Annotated in this window: 13 protein-coding genes and 2 pseudogenes; 5 read left to right on the forward strand and 10 right to left on the reverse strand. The window is 71.5% G+C overall.

The annotated features are described in order from the left end of the window. Positions 1 to 991: pseudogene (locus tag V7050_RS10960) on the reverse strand (hypothetical protein); the annotation flags it as partial. 115 nt (positions 992 to 1,106) lie between these two features. Between V7050_RS10960 and V7050_RS10965 the strand changes: the two are divergent. Next, complete coding sequence (locus tag V7050_RS10965) at positions 1,107 to 1,388, forward strand: rod-binding protein (RefSeq protein ID WP_324370508.1); 282 nt, start codon at positions 1,107 to 1,109, stop codon at positions 1,386 to 1,388. Positions 1,389 to 1,393: 5 nt separating this feature from the next. Beyond that, positions 1,394 to 1,756 carry a hypothetical protein gene (locus V7050_RS10970; RefSeq protein ID WP_324370506.1) on the forward strand — a complete coding sequence of 121 codons (363 nt, stop codon included), beginning with the start codon at positions 1,394 to 1,396 and terminating at the stop codon, positions 1,754 to 1,756. Positions 1,757 to 1,770: 14 nt separating this feature from the next. On the opposite strand, the gene V7050_RS10975 is transcribed toward V7050_RS10970, so the two are convergent. The 7 genes from V7050_RS10975 to V7050_RS11005 form a co-directional block, all read right to left on the reverse strand. Then, complete coding sequence (locus V7050_RS10975) at positions 1,771 to 2,178, reverse strand: hypothetical protein (protein WP_324370504.1); 408 nt, start codon at positions 2,176 to 2,178, stop codon at positions 1,771 to 1,773. Next, a complete protein-coding gene (locus V7050_RS10980; protein ID WP_324374755.1) occupies positions 2,123 to 4,228 on the reverse strand; it encodes a glycosyltransferase in 2,106 nt (701 codons plus the stop codon). Before V7050_RS10980 ends, V7050_RS10975 begins: the two co-directional genes overlap by 56 nt. Then, on the reverse strand, positions 4,215 to 5,345 hold the full coding sequence (locus V7050_RS10985) for a glycosyltransferase (protein WP_324367476.1): 1,131 nt from the start codon (positions 5,343 to 5,345) through the stop codon (positions 4,215 to 4,217). The genes V7050_RS10980 and V7050_RS10985 overlap by 14 nt, the downstream gene beginning before the upstream one ends. Positions 5,346 to 5,399: 54 nt before the next feature. After that, complete coding sequence (locus V7050_RS10990; protein ID WP_324367478.1) at positions 5,400 to 5,750, reverse strand: hypothetical protein; 351 nt, start codon at positions 5,748 to 5,750, stop codon at positions 5,400 to 5,402. A 227-nt stretch (positions 5,751 to 5,977) separates the two neighbouring features. Then, the gene (locus V7050_RS10995; RefSeq protein WP_324367480.1) at positions 5,978 to 7,315 is read right to left on the reverse strand and encodes a hypothetical protein; all 1,338 of its coding nucleotides are present in this window, start codon (positions 7,313 to 7,315) and stop codon (positions 5,978 to 5,980) included. A 184-nt stretch (positions 7,316 to 7,499) separates the two neighbouring features. Further along, positions 7,500 to 7,835, reverse strand: a complete 336-nt coding sequence (locus V7050_RS11000; RefSeq protein ID WP_324367482.1) for an ArsR/SmtB family transcription factor — start codon at positions 7,833 to 7,835, stop codon at positions 7,500 to 7,502. Positions 7,836 to 7,904: 69 nt separating this feature from the next. Then, positions 7,905 to 10,772: an adenosylcobalamin-dependent ribonucleoside-diphosphate reductase gene (locus tag V7050_RS11005; RefSeq protein ID WP_324367485.1), complete on the reverse strand. Its 2,868-nt coding sequence runs from the start codon at positions 10,770 to 10,772 to the stop codon at positions 7,905 to 7,907. A gap of 142 nt (positions 10,773 to 10,914) precedes the next feature. Between V7050_RS11005 and V7050_RS11010 the strand changes: the two genes are divergently transcribed. The 3 genes from V7050_RS11010 (at position 10,915) to V7050_RS11020 (ending at position 12,689) form a co-directional block, all read left to right on the forward strand. Beyond that, entirely contained in the window at positions 10,915 to 11,346 is a 432-nt protein-coding gene (locus tag V7050_RS11010) for a DUF1489 family protein (protein WP_324367487.1), read from the forward strand. A gap of 4 nt (positions 11,347 to 11,350) precedes the next feature. After that, positions 11,351 to 11,809, forward strand: coding sequence for a hypothetical protein (locus V7050_RS11015; RefSeq protein WP_324367489.1), 459 nt, complete (start codon positions 11,351 to 11,353; stop codon positions 11,807 to 11,809). A gap of 82 nt (positions 11,810 to 11,891) precedes the next feature. Then, positions 11,892 to 12,689, forward strand: a complete 798-nt coding sequence (locus V7050_RS11020) for a hypothetical protein (protein ID WP_324367491.1) — start codon at positions 11,892 to 11,894, stop codon at positions 12,687 to 12,689. Between the two features lie 29 nt (positions 12,690 to 12,718). On the opposite strand, the gene hisG is transcribed toward V7050_RS11020, so the two are convergent. Then, the gene (hisG, locus tag V7050_RS11025; protein WP_324367494.1) at positions 12,719 to 13,429 is read right to left on the reverse strand and encodes an ATP phosphoribosyltransferase; all 711 of its coding nucleotides are present in this window, start codon (positions 13,427 to 13,429) and stop codon (positions 12,719 to 12,721) included. Then, a pseudogene (locus tag V7050_RS11030) lies at positions 13,426 to 13,607 on the reverse strand (ATP phosphoribosyltransferase regulatory subunit); the annotation flags it as partial. The gene hisG and the pseudogene V7050_RS11030, both read right to left, overlap by 4 nt.

Here is a 13,607-nt window from a genome sequence, read left to right on the forward strand (position 1 = left end):
CGGTGTCTGATGGCTCGAGGCGGATCTGCACCCGGCCGAGTTCCGGCGGGTCGAGGCGGATCTCGACGGTGCCCTCGGAGGCCGAGGCGACGGCGAGCGTGACCTGCCCGGCGAGATGATGCGGCGAGACCGCGGCGCGCTGCACCGCTTCGGGATGGGTCGCATGGGGCGCGGCGGGATCGGCCACCAGATGCCAGCCGGTGCCGCGGAAATCGGCCAGGGGCGCGGGGGCCGCCGGGGCGGTGCCGGCCGGGGTAGCGGCGGTGACGACCGGGGCGGTGGCCGGAGCGGCCGGGCGGGCCTCGCCGGCGACCGGCGCCGGGGCCCGGGACGCGTCGGCGCCCTCGATGCGCTCCGGCGCACCCTCGGCGTCGCGCGCGGCGGGAGGCGGCGTCCCCGCCGAAGCGGCGGGGCGCGTGGCCGGCGTCGCGACCGCGGCGGAGAGGGTGGGAGGCGTCTTCGCGGCCGCGGCCGCGGGCGGAGCCGGGTCGCGCATCGCGGAGGCGGGTGGGATTGTGCCGTCGCCCTCGCGCGCGGCTTCCGGATTTGCGGGCTCCCCCGGCGCGGTCATGGCCGGCAGCGGTGCTCGCGCCGCGACGTCCGGGGCGTCGGATTGCGCCGCGGCCGCAGCCTCGGCTGCGACCTCCGACGGCGCGGGTTCGGTGACGTGCGCCTGCGGGACGGGCGGCGGCGCCGGTTCCGCGGCCTCGGGGGCGGCGGCGGCTTCGGTCCCGGGCGCGATTTCGGGCAGATCGGGGGCGGCCTGGATGGCCTCGGCCGCCGCGGCGGGCGCCGGCGCGGCCTCAGGATTCCGGGCGGGGGGCGGTGCGGCGGCGAGGGTGGCGGCTTCGAGCAACTGGCCGAATTCGGCCTCCCGCGATTTCGGCTTCTCCCTGCCCCGGGCCTCGGGATCGGCACGGGCCGGCGCCGCCTCCTCTTGGGTCGCCGGCTGCGGGCGGCGGCCCGTGGGGATGAGATCGGGAAGGTGCATTGCGGCTCCGTCGCGCGGGGTCATGGCCGGTGTCTTCGCGCGAAAGCCTTACGATTCCTTTACTTTGCCCATGCATGAATGCCGCCGGTTTCCCCGCGCCGAGGAGTCGTGACCGATGGATATTCCGCCGATCTCCGCCCCCTCCGGCCCGCCGCGCGACGGAAGGACGCCGCCGGCCGAGACCGCCGCCCGCGCCGCCGCGGAGGCCTTCGAGGCGGCCTTTCTCGCCGAGATGCTGAAATATACCGGCATGAACAGCCAGCCCGACGGCTTCGGCGGCGGCGCCGGGGAGGAGGCCTTCTCGGGTTTTCTCACCGAGGAATACGCCCGCCTGATGGCCGCGCGCGGCGGCATCGGGCTCGCCGAGCGGATTTTCGAGATCCTGAAGCAGAGGTAGACGCGATGATCGCACAATTCCTGACGTCGACACGATGCTCGCGCATCCTGCGCCTGCTGGATCTCGAGCGGAAGGTGATCCTGAACGGCCCGCTGTCGTCGCTGCGGACGCTGGTCGATCGCCGCGAGCGGGCGATCGCGGACATTCTCTCGGTGCAGAAGGAGCTCCCCGCGGAATTCGTGGCGACGCTCAAGGCCAAGGCGGAACGCAACAGCCGCCTGCTTCTGGCGAGCCTTGCCGGGGTCAAGGCCGCCTCCGATCAGGTGGAGAGGATCGAGACGTCGCGCCGGGAGCTGCGCACCTATACCGCCGCGGGCACGGCAGGGTCGCGGCCGGCGGGAAAGGTGACGCGCGACCAGCGCGCCTGACGCGGCGCCGCCGATCAGAGCACCAGATCGATGTTCCAGAAGCGGCGCAGCTGATCCTCGCAGGTGCGGCGGGCCGCTTCGGTGTCGCCGGCGATGCGTTCGACCCGGAAGCCGAAGCGCTCCAGCCCGCTGGTGTCGGAATGGGCGAAGACCACCACCTCGGCGTCGCGCTCGATCGCGAAGGCCGCGAGCCGGATCGCGCGATCGGCCGCGTCAGTGAGCTCCTCCCCGGCGCGCAGGCCGATGCAGACCGCGTCGCGGCGCTTCATGGCGCAATGCGGCATCAGCACCGAGGGAATCTCGGGGAAGATCTCCGCCCCCGCCCCGGTCCGGCAGCGATCGAACGGCCCGACGATGTCGTCGATGTCAGCGGCGTCCTGCGGGACGATCCGCGACAGGATTGCATTCCATCGCGATTCCATTGCCGACCTCCTCGATCAATCTCGCGGCTTCCACGTTCCCGGGCTCGGGCAGCTCGATCCCGGCGATGCGCTCGCGGATGGCGCGGCCCCGCTCGCCGTCGAGAAAGCCGCCGAGCTCCCGCTCCAGCCGCATCAGCTCGTGGGGCTCGACCATGGCCGCGAGGCCGCGTTCCCTGGCGGCCCGGGCGCGCGCCGCCTGGTCGTCCATGAAGGCGCCGGTCTGGGGAATGAAGAGCGCGGGGATGCGGTTGTAGAGCACCTCGTGGAAGGAATTGTAGCCGGCGGCGGTGACGCAGAGATCGGCGGCCAGCGCCAGCGTCCCCGCATGCTGCGTGCGGACCACCCGCGAATTCGGCCAGCCGAGCCAGGCCGGCTGCAGCGAGGCGGTCGGCCAGACCACGATGAGATGCAGCAGGTCGCGCCGCCGCGCCATGGCGCCGCAGAGCGCCTGGATCTGCGCGCTGCGGTCCGCGGCGACCCCGGCGCCGAGCTGGGTGAGTACCAGCCGGTCGAAGTCGATGCCGAAGCGCGCGGCGAGATCTGAGCGCATCGCCGCGCGCTCTTCCGGCGCGAGCCTGGCGCGCTGCACGATCGGCCCGACGCTGCGGACATGATCGCCATGCGAGTAAACGGCATTGAGATCGCCGAAGGCCTCCCGCGGCACGATGACCCGGTCGAAGGCCTTCTCGCGGTCGAGCGCCACGGAATTGTCCTGGGCCGCCTGCCAGAGGCCGCGGCGGATCCAGACCCCCTTCAGGCCGCGCTCGAGGATCGAGCGATAGACCGAGTCGAAGACATAGCCGCCGTCGAAGACGAGCGTCTCCGCCGTGGCGGTCAGCGCCCGGAGCCGCAGGTAATTGGCGAGGTCGTTCTCGTGGGACTGGGCATGGTCGGGGCTGCGGGCGACCAGCGGCATGACGTCGAAGCCGCGGGATTTCAGGAGCCGGGTGCAGCTCGGGAAGGCCGCGAAGACCGGCTCGACGCGCGAGCGGTCCATCTCGGCCGCGACCAGGGCGCAGCGCTTGGCATGGCCGAGCCCTACCCCGTTGGTCGGCATGAAGACCAGCCGCGCCGGCCCTTGCCGGGGCGTCGTCCCGGCCCGCGCCGGCTCCGGCGCGATCGCGGCGAGGACCCGGTCCGGGCCGAGGCCCGCCGCCACGCGGGACGCGCGAACATGCGCGGCGATCCCGCTGAGATTGGGCAGGATCTCGGCCGTGAGGAAAGGCACCAGCCCGCCCAGGTCGAGCGGGCCGCGCACGAAGGCGTCCCCCGCCCGTGCGATGGCATGGGCGGGCGTCGAATCGATCAGCGCGCCGCCGGAGGCGACCAGATTGGCCACGAGGCTTTGCAGGCGGTAGTTCTTCTGGAGAGGCACGAAGCTCACCAGCACGTCGACGCGCGCCGCGAGCGCAGCGGGCAGCGTCTCGCCGTAATGGTAGAAGTCGATCTCGCGCCCGTGGCGGGCGATCCAGTCGTGCTTGGACTTGCCGTCGGTGAGAACCGAGCTGCGGAACTGGCGCGAGAGCGCGAGCGCGCCGAGCGCCGCGGCCTGGGCGCGATCCGCCAGATCGGGCTCGACCAGGAGCACATGCGGCAACCGCTCGGGCCCGGCACGGCGTGCCACGCCGAAGACCGGACAGGCGCGGTTCTCGTCGACCTCCTCGGACGCATCCTCGGTGACATCGACGATGCGGGGCTCGCATCCGAGCACATAGGAGAGCTTGGCCTTCGCGCCGAGCATCGCCTGGCGGGTGCGGAAGGTGCCGAAGGCGAGGCAATCGCGGCCGCCGGACCCCGCGATCCGGCGCAGGCGGAGCAGCGTCTGATCCGTCAGCCGCTGCGCGCCGACCACGACCACGCGGTCCCCCGCCGCCAGCGCGCCGTCGAAGAGATAGGGCGCGAGATCGAACTGCAGGTTGCGATTGAGCCCCTCGGGCACGGAGAGCACATGGACGCGGGCCGGCAGCCCCAGCGCGTCGAGCTGGCTGACGAAGACCGCGAGATCCTCGACGTCCTGCGCGGAGGTGCCGCCGGTTTCACAGCAGAGCATCGGCCGGCGCCTCCGTCGTTGCGGCGACCCGGGCCAGGACCTGGCTCGCGAAGGCCTCGGGCGAGAAGCGGGTCAGGGCCTTCTGAGCCCGGATCACGAAATCCCGGTAACGGTCGGGATCGGCGACGAATTCCGCGATGATGCCATCCACGTCGCTGCCGTCCGAGGCCACGACCGCCTCGCCGAAGGTCCGGGCGGTGGCGGGATCGGTGATGACCAGCTTGCCCGCCGCGATCGCCTCGGCGATCACCCGGCCGAAGCTCTCGCGCCAGCGCGGATTGGTGAAATAGACGAAGAAGTCCAGCTCGCGCAGGAAGCTCGCCACATCCGTCTCGCCGAAGCGCCGGATCGTCCAGTGCCGCGGCGGCGGCGCCTCGGCATCCGCGAGCAGGATGTCGCCGCCGAGGATGGTGCTGGCGGCGGCATGGGCCGGGAAATGCGCGAGCATCGTCTCGATCGGGGGGAATTTCTCGAAGCCCGGGCGGGAATGCCGGCCGCGCCGGTCCCGCGGCGCGGCCACGGGCGGGACGAGCTCGAAGTCGCAGATGTTGAACCAGTCGAAATCGGTGACCGTCCAGTCGCTGCCGCTGGCCTCCAGCCAGTCGAGCACGCAAGCGCGGTTGTTGCCCGAGATCGGCGCGAGGTGGCGCCGGCCGCAGACCAGCGCCGCCTCGATCATCTCCAGGCAGCCGGCGACGTCGAAGCCCTCGGATCCGTCGGGGCGCAGGAAGTTCTCGTGCGTCACCACCAGGGCGGTGGTGCAGCTGATCCGCGGCTCGAGCACGGCGTCGAACCGCAGGCAGGAGGGGTTGTGGAAGACCACCGTATCGGCATGGATGACCGGGGCGCCCCAGATCGGCGCGAGGCCGGCATCCTCGAGCGCGGCCTCCAGCACCGGGTTCAGGCGCCGCCCCTTGAACATCGCCGTCTCGAGCGCGAAGAGCCGCAGGTCGACCCGGCCCGCGAGCGCGCGGACCTCCGCCGCCACCGCGGCGGCGGTGCCGCCGGGGAAGCGCGGGTCGACCACCAGGGCGAGGCGGTGCCGCGCGGGCGGGGCACCGCGGAAGGGGATGCGGCCCGGATCGGTCGCCGGCGCGGTCGGGTCGGAGGAGTCCATCGGCCCGCCGGACGCGCTAGCTGCCCGCCGGCGTGGCTGAGGCGGCGCGGGGCATCAATAGAGCGTCTCGACGACGGGATCGTTGGCGCCGCGCGAAACCGGCGGGCCATCGGTCACGCCGCTCTGCCCCAACGCGTCGCGCAGGTCGGGTTCGAAGGCGAGGAAGGTCGTCATGTCGCCGGAGCTGTCCATGAAATCCCGCAGCAGGCCCGCGAGGGTCGCGTCGCCTTCGAGCAGTTCCGGATGCTGGAGCAGGAAGGCGCGCAATGCCGCGATGTCGTTGTCCGCGAGCAGTCCCGCGATCTCGGTGAGCTGGTCCAGCGTCGGCGGTTCCGCGGCCACGGGACTGCCGAGCCCCACGGCGATCATCATCGCCGAGACGGTTATGCCGATCTCCCGTTTCATTCCACCCCACCGCCCAGGCGGCGCGTTCCGCGCCGCTGGTCCTCGTCAAGCACATCTTCGCGGTCAGGGCGGGCATATCCATGCGCAAAAAGACACCTCCGGGCCTCCGTCGTCCCGAATGCGCCCATCACCCCTGACAGCAGCCCGGAGACCTTAGTGCAAAGGATCGCGGGAGGGAAGCGGCAAGTCGCCGCGCCGCAGGGCCGCGGGCGCGCGCCCGCCGGCGGTCACTGGAGGTCGCGCAGCATGCGCTCGACGCGGCGCTGCAGGATGATGCGCGTGACCTGCCTGGCCGTCGCCTCGTCCGCCGCCTGGGCGTTCGTCGTGCGGCGCGGGGCGACGGGCGCCGCCTTGCGCAGGGGTGCGGCGGCGATCAGCTCGCCGGGCGGCCAGTAGGCGGCCAGGACGAGGTCGGAATCCTTCGCGAGATCGGCGAAGATCGAGGCCGTGTCGCCGCCGGCGAAATCGTCCCGCCCGGGCGAGGCGGAGACCGGGGCGAGCTGGCCCGATTGCGCGAATTCCGGGAGGCCGCGGGTGGCGGAGACGGCGAAGGGCGCCTCCGCCCGGGCCACATGCGCGCTGGCCACCATCGCCGCCACCAGGGCCGCGGATTCCGCCGCCGGATCGGGCGCGGAATCGCGGGCGGCGGCGGCGGGCAGCGCCTGCGGCGGATCGACATGCGCAAGCGCGGCGGCGAGCCGCACCGGCTCGAGACGCAGGGGCGCCTGCGCGGCCGGCGGGGCCTGGGGCGCGCGCGACGGGACGGGAGCGGAGAGGCCCGCGCCCGGGCCCGCCGGCGCCGATTCGGCTGCGGCGATGGCGAAGGCCGCCGGCCCGGCGCCACGCGCCGCATCGCCGGCGGCGGGCGCGGGTCCGATCCATCGGGCGCCGCCCGCGGTGGTCGCGAATTCCAGGCCCGGCGTCAGCTCGGGAACGGCGATCCCGGCGGGCGCCGAGTCCGCGAAGCCCGTGGGCGCCGCTTCGGTCGCGGGCGCCGGCGGCACGGATTGCGGCCGGATCCCGTCGTTGTCGGACACCACCGCCGGCCGGGCCGGAAAGACCGGCTGGCCTGCATCGCGGGCGAGCGAGACGCCGGAGGCGATCGCCTCGCCGGCGACCGGGGCGTCGGCGGCGGGCGGAACGGCGGCCGAATCGGGCGCGATCAGATGCGCGATCTGCTGGCGGAGGCTCGCCGGCGCCAGGAAGACCAGGGCGAAGCCGCCGAGAAGGCCCGCGACGAAGACCGCGGCGAGCATGCCCTCGCGGCTGATTCGCCGCGGGGCGGCGGCCGCAATCTCCAGCTCGGGCTCCGGCTCCGGCGCGGCCGGCCGGGCGCCGGAGGATGCCGCCAGCCGGGGGCGGCGCGGATTGGCGGCTTCGGTCGCGGGGGGGCGGGCCGCCGCATCCGGCGATTCGCCGGCCTTGCGGCGGGCGAGCGCCGCGGCGCGGCGGGCACGCGCCTCCACCAGACGCGCCTCCAGCGCGACCGGATCCATGAGATCGGCCAGTGAAGGTTCCGCTTCCTCCCGGCCCGCCAGCCGGGCCGTCTGGCCATGATTGGCCATCAGCCACTCCCCCTGCATCGTGGCACGCGGTCCGACCCGCCGTTCCGACGACGCTTCCCCAAGCCGACTTCCGGCACCGGGCCACGCGAGGCGGCACCGAGCCGGGTGGTGATGGCCGCAGTCTAGTTGAGCTTGCGCCCGGATGCCAGCCGAGCGGCGGCAATCCGCGCGGGGTGCCCGGCGATCAGCGGCAGAAGAGCCGGTGCAGCGTCTCGATCAGCCCGGTGACCTTGGGATCGCCCAGCGAATAATAGATCGTCTTTCCGTCGCGACGGCTCGTCACCAGCCCTTCGAGGCGCAGCCGGGCGAGCTGCTGCGAGACGGCCGCCTGCCGGGCGCCGATGAGATCCTCGAGCTCGCTCACCGATTTCTCGCCCGCCACCAGATGGCAGAGGATCATCAGCCGCCCCTCATGCGCCAGCGCCTTCAGGACGTCGGAGGCCGCGCGCGCCTGTTCGGCCATCGCATCGACATCGAGCCCCGCCCTGGGACGCTTTGCCAGCGCTGCATCGGACACCATTGCGGAATTTCCTCCCCGGCCAGTGTTGCACATATACGCGTTTCTGAACGTCTTTGAAAGTGCACCGAATCAGCCACATGCGCCCGAATAGCCGCAAGCGGTGCAGAAGTCACACCCGTCCCGCCGGATCAGCGAAGGATGGCCGCATTCCGGGCAGGTCCGGGCGCGCACCCGCGACCGGTCCGCCGCCTCGGGCGAAGGCGCGTCGGACCAGAGCGCCGTCCCGCCGCCGAGCGGATAGCCCTCGGGGTCGAGCACGCCGAGCATGGTGTAGCGATGGATCAGCAGGCGGGCGACATAGGCGACGGTCGAGGGTTGCACCGCCTGCTTCTCCGATCCGGGCACGCGGGCGAAGAAATCGCCCTGGGCCTCGGGCAGATCCTTCAGCCCGCGCAGCTTCTTGCCGACCCAGGCCGGGTCGATCACCCGCATGTCGAGGCTGAGCGACCGGGTCAGCCCGTTGAATTCCATCGGATAGGCGCCCGAGAGCCAGACGCTGAACGGCCGCTTGCTGCCGTCGGGCAGGATGCATTCCTTGACGAACATGGCGAAATCGTCGCCGGTGGTGGGATTGAGGATGTCGACGGTCCAGCTCATCGTGCCGTCGACGCCGGATTTCGGCTCCTTGCGCGAGAAGAGCGCGTCCACCAGCGGCGTCTCGCCCTCCGGCCCGTCGAAGACGCCGAGCGCCTTGCAGCGGTATTCGACGACCTTGGCGAAGGCGCTGACATTGCCTGCGACCGGCATCAGCGCCCCCTCGGGCGGCATCGGCATCTGGAAGGGCGCCCCGGGCGTGCGCGCGAGGCTGTCGAGCTTGAGCTTCAGCCAGGCGCGGTCCTGGGCGCGCAGATCCATGCTGAGGTTCTTGGCCAGCGCGCCGAGGCCGCGCGGGGTGCGCTCGCCGTTCACCCAGACCTCGAAAGGTTGGTTGGCGCCGTTCTCCACATGGCCGACGAAGACCGCGAAGCGGTTGCCGGGCGCCTCCACCATGTAGGTCCAGCTCGGCGAGCCCGCCGTCAGCTTCGGCCGGTGCGGCCAGCGCAGCGCGGCGAGCGCCACCTGCGGCGCGTCGCCGATGCGGATGCGCCGGTCGGGGTCGGACTGGTCGAGATCCTGCGGCGTGCCTTCCAGCGCGAGCACGCTGCCGAGCACGCTGTTCGGCCGGTAGGTGGTGATGCCCTTCAGCCCGGCCTTCCAGGCGTCGAGATAGAGGCTCTCGAAATCCTCGAAGGGATATTGCTCGGGCACGTTCACCGTCTTGGAGATCGCGGCGCAGATAAAGGGCTGGATCGCCGCCTGCATCGCCATGTGCTCGCGGGCGGGGATCTCGAGCGCATTCACGAAGGCGGGCGGCAGCGCCTCGGCATTGCCGCCGCGCGCGCGCCAGACGCGCCAGGCGTGATCCTCGACCCGGTATTCGCGCATCGAGCCGTCGGGCTCGCGCTTCTTGCGCGTGTAGTGCCAGGAATAGGCCGGCTCGATGCCGTTCGAGGCATTGTCGGCGAAGGCGAGGCTGATCGTGCCCGTGGGCGCGATGGAGAGCAGGTGCGAATTGCGGATGCCATGCTCGCGGATGCCCGCGCGGATGTCCTCGGGCAGGCGCCGGGCCATGCCGGAGTCGAGCAGCCTTTCCGCATCGAGGAGCGGGAACGGCGCCTTCTCGCGGGCGAGCGCGATCGAGGCGCGATAGGCCGCGTCGCGCATGGCCCGCGTGGTCGCGGCGGCGAAGTCTCTCGCCGCCGGGCTGTCGTAGCGCAGGCCCAGCAGGATCAGCGCATCGCCGAGGCCGGTGAAGCCGAGGCCGATGCGCCGCTTGTTGGCCGCCTCGGCGGCCTGTTGCGGCAGCGGCCAGACCGTCGCGGTCAGCACGTTGTCGAGCATGCGCACCGCCGTCGCCACCGTCGCGGCAAAGCCCGCCTCGTCGAAGGCGGGCGCCTCCGAGAAGGGCGCGCGCACGAAGCGGGTGAGGTCGATCGAGCCGAGGCAGCAGCAGCCGTGGTCGGGGATCGGGATCTCGCCGCAGGGGTTCGTCGCCTCGATCGTCTCGCAATAATGGAGGTTGTTCTCCGCGTTGATGCGGTCGAGGAAGAGCACCCCGGGCTCGGCCGCCTCGTAGGTGTTGCGCATGATCGCGCGCCAGAGTTCGCGGGCGCGGATCGTGGCATAGACCCAGAGCCCGTCCTCGCGCCGATGCGCGCCGCCCGCGACCTGGCCCGCGCCGGGCTCGGCCCCGTGCACGAGCTCGAAGCCGCCGTCGGCCTCCACGGCGCGCATCAGCGCATCGGTGACGCCGACCGAGATGTTGAAATTGTTGAGCTTGCCCGCCTGGCGCTTGGCGCCGACGAATTCCATGACGTCCGGATGGTCGCATCGGAGCACGCCCATCTGCGCGCCGCGCCGGGCGCCGGCGCTCTCGACCGTCGCGCAGGACTGGTCGAAGACATGCATGTAGCTGATCGGGCCCGAGGCGGCGCTGTCGGTCCCCGCCACCCGCGCGCCGCGCGGCCGGATCGAGGAGAAGTCGTAGCCGACGCCGCCGCCCCGGCGCATGGTCTCCGCCGCCTCGCGCAGCGCGATGTAGATGCCGGGCTTGCCGCCCACGGTATCGGAGATCGAATCACCCACCGGTTGAACGAAGCAGTTGATCAGCGTGACGTCGCGGATATCCGCCCCGGCCGCGGAATTGATCCGTCCGCCGGGGATGAAGCCCGCCTCGAGCGCCTCGAGGAAGGCGGTCTCGTGGCGCGCCGGCTCCGCCTCGACCGAAGCGAGCGCCCGGGCGACCCGGCGGCGCACGGCGCGGACCATTTCCGCGCCGTCGAGGTCCCGCTCCGCCCCCTTGGCGTATTTCTCCCGCAGCACGTCGAGGCTCACCGCCTGCCAGGGCAGCTCGCTCCCGGAGTCGATGGCATATTCCCCGCTGCCGGGCTTGTTCATCGGGTACGGCCTTGTGTCGGAAAGCCCTTGGCGCGAGGATAGGCCCGGCGCGGCTTCGGGTCAATTGACGCGGCCCGGGCGCCGGCAGTATATTTTGTGGGGCGCCGTTGCGCAGACACTAAGGGATGAGGATTTCCGGACCGTGACGCTGCATCTGCTCAAGCTCTGCGTCGGCACCGAGAGCGTCGAGGAGCTCGCCGCCTGGCAGGCGGGCCGGGAGGCGGCGCGACGGGCCGCCGGGGCGGATGCGCGGCCCCGCCACGTCACGCGCATGTGGCCGCGCCGCGCCGGGGAACTGCTCGACGGCGGCTCGCTCTACTGGGTGATCAAGGGGCATGTGCTGGCGCGCCAGCGCATCCTCGCGCTCGAGCCGTGCGACGGGGCGGACGGGATCCGGCGCTGCGCGCTCCTGCTCGATCCCGAGCTCGTGCGAACGGCGCCGCAGCCGCGGCGCGCCTTCCAGGGCTGGCGCTACCTGCAATCGCGGGACGCGCCGGCGGATCTCCTGGGCTCGGTGCCCTCGGACCTGCCGCCCGCCCTCGCCGTCGATCTCGCCCGCATCGGGGTGCTCTGACGCCATGGGCCGTTTCCCGCTCGCCGCGATCCTGGTCCTGGCGGTCGCGCTGGCCGCCGGTGCCGATGCGCGGACGCGGAAATCCTCCGCCGACTGGGACGATCTCGGCGCCGAATTCTGCCGGCTCACGCTGGCCGGCGACATGGTCGGGCTGCGGCCGCTCCTGTCGGACTCGCTGGCGGGCGCCATCGTGGCGGCAGCGGCCAATCCCGCGTTGCCGCCGGCGCGGATCCTCTTCCAGACCTATGCCAACGAGGTGCCGAACTGCACCGCCGACACCCGCAACGGCGCGCTGGTCGAGATCAAGCGCAGCAATGCGGGCGGCGGGGCGCCGTCCTGGTCGGAATATCTGGTGATCGTGCCCGAGCGCGACGGCACCTCGCGCATCGACGACGTGCTCTTCGCCACCCGGCGCAGCGACACGCTGCGGGCGCGACTCGACCATTACGCGGCGACGCGCTGACCCCTGGCTGGTTTGAAGCCGGTAGGCGTGTTACGATCATTGCTGTTCTAGATTGGCGCCGCTCATCCGATGGGGATTCAAGATGAAGCACCAAGATTCAGCACCGCTTGCCCGCGGCAATGAAGACTCGAGCGAGCCGGATATTGCACCTTCCGAAACCCATGCGTCCGATGCGATCGAGGAGGAAACCTACGAGATCGCGCGCTTCGAATTGTCGAACGATCACCGCCTTATCTTCAGCTTCGAAGCCGAAACCGGCGACCTCGGGCTCCTTGAGGAGGGGCGCGCCGAACTGAGCGCGCCGGCCTTCCTGGCGGATCGTTTCACATCGGTAGTGGAGGCGTACCTGCATGTTGCAGAGGCACGGCTACCGGTGCCCGAAGAGCTTCTTGAAGACGCCATTGAGGATTCGACGCTGCGCGAGCGATTGACGGCCCGCGATATTTGCGCCGAGTGCGTGCAGGCAACGAGCAGCTCCGAAGCTTTCCGCGCAAGCACAGCAGTCAGTGCGGGGCAGACCTGCTTCAGCACCTATTATTCCTGGTGGGATTGGCACGACGCGGCTACGCCGGGGCTGGCACCAAAGGCCTACTATGCCTCGCAATTCGGCGGCAAGCGCCGATACAGTCAGAGCTATATCGCCAATTGCGCCCCGTTCGGCTGGGGAGATTGGCTATGGGCACGGCATCGCATCTACTACAAGAAAGCCAACGGCTCCTACAAGAAGCACTTTGAAGGAAAGGTGAAACCAGGGCACTGGCAGGCCAAGACAAAGGGAAGCGTTAAGCGTTGGCGACGCGTCATCTATGATGACGGTTGGAATTCTTCTCCTAGCAACCTCAAGCTGAAGTACACGCGGGAGGGAAGGTTCTTAAACTGACCCGCCTACACACGCGGAACGATTACGATCTAAAAACCGTCCGGCATTGACGCTCCAAGTTTGCCGGTGAGGGCGGAGAGGGCCGTGCGCTGTCTGGAATCCCAATGTGCGGCGTGCGAGAGGAAGAGCGTCGCCTGGCTGCGCAGGATCAGCCCGTCGTCGAGGATGCGCAGGTGGTTGTCGCGCAGGGTCGAGCCGCTGGAGGTGATGTCGGCCACCGCCTCGGCGGTGAGGTTCTTCACGCTGCCCTCGGTCGCGCCCTGGCTGTCGACGAGCTTGTAATCCGCCACCCCGTGCTCGCGGAAGAAGGCGCGCACGAGATGGTGGTACTTGGTCGCCACCCGCAGCCGGTGGCCGTGGCGCTCGCGGAAATCGGCGGCGGCGCCGTCGAGATCCGACATGTCGGCCACGTCGATCCAGGCCCTGGGCACCGCCACCACCAGATCGGCGAAGCCGAAGCCCATGGGCGCGAGTTCCGCCAGGCGCTCGGGCCAGTCCGGGATGCCCTCGCGCACCAGATCCTGGCCGGTGACGCCGAGATGCAGCCGGCCGGCGGCGAGCTCGCGCGGGATCTCCCCGGCCGCCAGCAGCACGAGGCCGATCCCCTCGACGCCGCGCAGGCTCGCGCGGTATTCGCGTCCGCTGCCGTCGCGCAGGATCTCGATGCCGCGTGCGGCGAACCATTCGACCGTCTGGTCGCGCAGCCGTCCCTTGGACGGAAGGCCGAGGTTGAGGGTCATGGCGCCCCCCCGGCCAGGGCGAGCAGGGCCTCCGGCCGCACGATGCCGCCCACGGCGGGGATGCCCCGCCCCCCCCCCAACGCCCGGGGCAGCCCGTCGTAGCGCCCCCCGCTGGCGATCGGCGGCAGGGCGGGGCGGTCGGGCCCGGGCGCCCCCAAGACGAAGCCGGCGTAATATT

It is taken from the genome of Amaricoccus sp., assembly GCF_036846665.1.
Classification (GTDB): Bacteria; Pseudomonadota; Alphaproteobacteria; order Rhodobacterales; family Rhodobacteraceae; genus Amaricoccus.